This is a genomic window from Microvirga sp. P4_G7, assembly GCF_056401005.1.
The window spans coordinates 1-4287 of sequence record NZ_JBFUKD010000304.1 but is presented as its reverse complement, the minus strand read 5'-3'; the positions used below and the strand labels follow the sequence as shown (position 1 = coordinate 4287).

Below are 4287 nucleotides of genomic sequence, written 5' to 3'. Positions count from 1 at the left end.
AGTCTCAGAACCTCCGGCGTGTTGGATGGCGACACTCTCGTCGTGAACGGTCAAAAGATTTGGACCAGCTACGCGGACATCGCGGACTACCAGGAACTGTTGATCAGGACGGAGCCGGGTTCGGAGCGACACCGGGGCCTGAGCTGGGTCATCTGCGACATGAAAGCTCCCGGCATAACGATACGCCCCATCAAGAACATGGCGGGTGCAACCCACTTCGCCGAGGTCTTCTACGATGATGTGCGGATCCCGGTTTCCAATGTGGTCGGCGCGCTGCACGACGGATGGCGGGTTGCCATGACGACGCTGGGTCTCGAACGCAGGACGGCTGCGACGACGCTCCAACTGATGATGCAGTACAAGATCGAGCGGCTTGCCTCCATGTTGGCGGYAACAGCGGGAGCGGCTCCTGCGCTGATGCGGGACGTTGCGCTTGCTCGTGCCGAGGCGTCCGCCCTTCGCGCTTTGACGTACCGCACGCTTTTCAAGGAACCGGAAACTCCGTTCGACGGTTCCGTCGTCCGGCTCTTCTTCGCCGAGCTCTCTCAGAGGATCCACGCAATTGCGATGGAGATGCTGGGGCCGTTGAATGCCGAGGCCGTGCAAGACGGAGAATGGGTGTACTCGTATCTCGACGCCTTCAGCGAGACGATCGCGGGCGGCACGTCGGAGGTGCAGAGGAACATCATCGGTGAGCGGATCCTTGGGCTTCCGCGCGGAGCTGCTCGATGATCGACCTGAACTATTCTACGGAGCAGAACCAAATCGTTGCCGCAATCCGGACGCTGCTTGCAAAGTCATTTCCACCCGATCGTCTCCGAGACGAGGGACGCGGGCCGGATCGTCTCGATGAGATCGGTGAATTCGGCGGTTTCCAGATGTCGCTGCCGGAACAGGCGGATGGCACGGGCTTGACCGTCGTCGAGGACGTCCTGCTTCATATCGAACTGGGCCGCAACTTGGTATCGCCAGGCGCCTTGGCGACCGCGCTCGCCGGTCGTCTTGCCCACGAGGCGGGCCTGTCCGACATCGTGCGTGGCGTGCTCGATGGCAGCCAACGGGTTTGCCTCGGCAACGCGCTTCTCCCTTCGCGGGAAGAAGCTGGCCAGCCGCCTGGGAGCTTCGAGGCGCATCTCTATGACGCTGAAGATGCCGATCTGGTCCTTGTGTGGGACAGCAGTGGCGCGATGCTCCTGTCGCGCGCGAGCCTGACCTTGATTCCAGTCGTCGCCGCTGACCGGGCGATCCGCATGTCGCGTGCGATCGTGAACAGAGATGCAATCATCGTTCGTCGCGATGAAACGCGGACCGGTGTTCCCCAAATGGCGAAACTGCTCATCTCCGCGCAATTGTTGGGGATGTGCATCGCTTCGCGCGACATGTCCGTCGATTACGCGAAGATTCGCTCTCAATTCGGTCAGCCGATCGGAGCCTTTCAGGCGATCAAGCATCGCTGCGCGAACATGACGGTGAACGTCGACGTGCTGAGTGCGCAGCTCATGTTCGCCGCCACGGCGCAGCGCGATGAATGGCCGGACTCCGCATTTCAAACAGAAGCCTGCTGGTTGCTTGCCTGTCGCTATGCGCTCGAGAATGCGCGGGCCGGCATTCAGATCCATGGGGGCATCGGCTTCAGTGCTGAGAGCGACATGCATCGCTATCTTCTGCGTGCACACCTCTTTGAAAATATCGGGGGCACGACCGCCGATCGCGAGAGGGCCATGTGGCAGCAGCCCGCTCAATCGTTAGGCGGCACCATTGAGATTGGGGAGTGAAGGGTATGGAAAGCGTTGCATTGATCACCGGCGCGGGAAGCGGAATCGGTCTCGCCACGGCCCGCAAGTTCATGTCGGAGGGGGTCCACGTCGTCGGCGTCGGACGCGATCCGTCCAAACTCGCGGCACTGGAGGAGCGCGACAAKGACAGCGGCGCTCGTTCCGCCTCCATCCCCCTCGACTTGACGGCCGACGAGGCGCCTTCGAAAGCGGTCGAATTCACCATTTCGACCTTCGGACGTTTGGACTACCTCGTGAACAACGCTGGCATCGGAAGTCCGAAACCGGTTCACGAAACCGACGATGAGACGTTGGACTATTTTCTCGGGCTGATGCTTCGCGCTCCGTTCCGTCTGACGCGTGAGGCGCTCAAGGTGATGCACGCCGGTGCAAGCATCGTGAATGTCGCCTCGACATACGCGGTGCTGGGCGGGCTGCGGGGCGGCGCGTATTCCGCAGCCAAATCCGGTCTCGTGGGTCTGACCACGCACCTGGCGGCGCAGTATGGCAGCGCCGGAATTCGGAGTAATGCCGTCGCACCGGGCGTCATCCCCACGCCAATGATCGTGCACAGGCTGCAAGATGAAATGTTCAAACGCATGAACTACGACATGACGCCGTCCGATCGTCACGGAACCGTCGAAGACGTTGCCAATGCGATCTATTTTCTGTGTTCGCCGGCCGCCGGGTGGATCAACGGACAGCTCATCGCCATCGATGGCGGGTGGTCGTCAACGAAGTTCCTGTCGGAGGAGGCGTTGTCCGCAACGCGTCTCGACGTCACGCCGAGCTGGACCCATTCGGGCCGCCCAATCCGCAAGGCGGACTAGTCACGGAAGGGGCGCGCGAACAGAGTTCTCCAGTTCAGCAGGCGACAGGTGGTTTGCTTAAACTTCTCATATTGTGGGACGACTATTGCAGAGTACTTGCGCCGTCGAACCGGTAATCCTCTTGTTTGTGCGTTGCCTGTCATCGATAGTCGTGCGAAGTTACGTAAAACAAGTCCTGCATAATGGGATGAAGATAGTTGAGAGGAGGACACATCATGAAACAGACGCGTAGAACATTTCTGGGTACGTCGCTTGGCGCGCTCGCCGCATCGCGCGGCCTGCCCGCTTTGGCACAAGAAGGCCCGATCAAGATCGGCTGCATTACCACGCTTTCGGGCGCGGCGAGCATTCTCGGGAAGCCGCAGCATCTCGGCATGGAAATYGCAGCCAAGAAGATCAATGAGAGCGGCGGCATCCTCGGCCGCAAAGTTCAAATCATCGTTCGCGACGACCAGTCGAAACCCGACGTCGCAGTCGCCGCCGTAAGAGAACTTTCCAGTGACGGGGTAAAAATCTTCGCCGGCGTTCTCGCAAGTCCAGTGGCACTCGCCATCAGTGGCATCGCCGAAGAACTCGGCATTGTGTTTTTGAACGCCGCGTCGCACGGCAATAATCTCACGCACGAAAACTTCCGCAAAAACTATTTCCGTGTCACCGACTACTCGGCCATKCGGATTTCCGCAGCGTCTCGGCTCATGGCTGAAAAATATCCCGACGTTACCAAGTGGGGTGCGATCATCCCGGATGCAGAGATTGGGCGCTCGACTCTCGCAACATTCCAGTTCGCCATGCCCAAGTACTACGGCGAATTGAACAAGAAGCAGGTCACGATCGATGAGCCTGTCGTCGTGAAGTTCGGCGCGACGGACTTCCGCAATGCGATCTCGAGCTTGCTGAGCTCCGGCGTCGAAGGTGTGTTCGTCGGTGTCGGCGGGGGCGACGAGGTCGGCTTCCTGCAGCAGGCGGGACAATTGGGTCTGTCGAAGCGCATCAAGGTCTATGTGAGTTCCGGCAGCGATTTCCAGGTTGCCAAGGCGCTTGGCAAGCGGACTCCCGAAAATTACTGGAGCGGTCACCACTGGTATTTCGGTGCATATCAGGATGTTCCTGCATCGAAGGCTCTCTACGACGCTTATGTCGCAGAAACCGGCGACAGGTTCCCCGACGGGTTTATCGGGATGGGGCACATGGCGATCACAGCGATAGCCGCCGCCGCCGCAAAGTCTCGCGACCTATCCACCCCGGCTCTCGTCGCTGCGCTTGAGGGTCTCACGTTCGAGGGCGTCAAGGGCAAGGTGACGCTGCGCGCGGCGGATCATCAGGCCCTGTGCGACGTCAACTACGTCAAGCTTGCGCCCGACGAAAGCGAAGCGGGTTGGAAGGTCGCGGATTACTACAAGACCGATGGTACTGAACTCGCCGGCCCCGCCACGCCCGGCGTGCCGATCAAGTTCCAGTAGCCGAGGCAAACCGGAGGCGGCGCCCGATTTGCGGGCGCCTCCTTCGCAGTTGGACATCTCACTCTCATGCTCAGACGCACTGAAACGGGCTGGCATTTGCCGGACTTGGAATCACGCACGAAGTATTATCTTTCGTCGTCGCAATGGAGCACTGCGACTCTCGGCGATTTCGTTGCAATGCGGCTTGGCGAAGACCCTGGCCACGTCGCGGTGATCGACGAC

4 protein-coding genes are annotated in these 4287 nt (G+C 60.2%); all 4 read left to right on the top strand.

The window, feature by feature from the left end; all coding sequences use genetic code 11:
* Positions 1 to 732, top strand: a 732-nt coding sequence (locus AC1DT3_RS13305; RefSeq protein WP_477465728.1) for an acyl-CoA dehydrogenase family protein, incomplete at its 5' end; no start/stop codon positions are given.
* The gene (locus AC1DT3_RS13300; protein WP_477465727.1) at positions 729 to 1775 is read left to right on the top strand and encodes an acyl-CoA dehydrogenase family protein; all 1047 of its coding nucleotides are present in this window, start codon (positions 729 to 731) and stop codon (positions 1773 to 1775) included. The genes AC1DT3_RS13305 and AC1DT3_RS13300, both read left to right, overlap by 4 nt.
* Positions 1776 to 1780: 5 nt before the next feature.
* Positions 1781 to 2605 carry an SDR family NAD(P)-dependent oxidoreductase gene (locus AC1DT3_RS13295; RefSeq protein WP_477465726.1) on the top strand — a complete coding sequence of 275 codons (825 nt, stop codon included), beginning with the start codon at positions 1781 to 1783 and terminating at the stop codon, positions 2603 to 2605.
* A gap of 215 nt (positions 2606 to 2820) precedes the next feature.
* Positions 2821 to 4065, top strand: coding sequence for an ABC transporter substrate-binding protein (locus AC1DT3_RS13290; RefSeq protein WP_477465725.1), 1245 nt, complete (start codon positions 2821 to 2823; stop codon positions 4063 to 4065).
* Positions 4066 to 4287: the final 222 nt, after the last annotated feature.